General features: G+C 47.1%; 1 protein-coding gene. It reads left to right on the forward strand.

The window, feature by feature from the left end; genetic code table 11:
- Window positions 1–111 precede the first annotated feature (111 nt).
- Window positions 112–615 carry a DNA starvation/stationary phase protection protein Dps gene (dps, locus tag FMN52_RS04225; RefSeq protein ID WP_148607469.1) on the forward strand — a complete coding sequence of 168 codons (504 nt, stop codon included), beginning with the start codon at window positions 112–114 and terminating at the stop codon, window positions 613–615.
- Window positions 616–703 lie beyond the last annotated feature (88 nt).

Genomic DNA, 703 nt, shown 5'->3' on the forward strand with positions numbered 1-703 from the left:
TGTCTGTACTATTAAAGTGATAGGTAAATTCAAAAAAGCAAAGTTAAAAACCGGTGCTATACTTATTTTCGTTAATTACCTGGGACACAAACATCAAGAGGATATGAGAGTATGAGTACCGCTAAACTGGTAAAAACAAAAGCGTATAATCTGCTTTATACCCGTAACGATGTATCAGAGAGCGATAAAAAAGCGACGGTTGAGTTGCTTCATCGTCAGGTGATCCAGTTCATTGACCTGTCGCTGATCACGAAACAGGCCCACTGGAACATGCGCGGTGCTAACTTTATTGCCGTTCATGAGATGCTGGATGGCTTCCGTACCGCACTGATCGATCATCTGGATACCATGGCAGAACGTGCAGTGCAGCTGGGCGGTGTAGCTCTGGGGACCACTCAAGTTATCAACAGCAAAACCCCACTGAAAAGTTACCCGCTGGACATCCACAACGTTCAGGATCACCTGAAAGAACTGGCTGACCGTTACGCAATCGTCGCTAATGACGTACGCAAAGCGATTGGCGAAGCGAAAGATGACGACACCGCAGATATCCTGACCGCCGCGTCTCGCGACCTGGATAAATTCCTGTGGTTTATCGAGTCTAACATCGAATAAATCCATCGCTGATGGTGCAGAACTTTAGTACCCGATAAAAGCGGCTTCCTGACAGGAGGCCGTTTTGTTTTGCAGCCCACCTCAACGC

The sequence above is a fragment of the Marinobacter sp. BW6 genome (assembly GCF_008107725.1).
Classification (GTDB): Bacteria; Pseudomonadota; Gammaproteobacteria; order Pseudomonadales; family Oleiphilaceae; genus Marinobacter.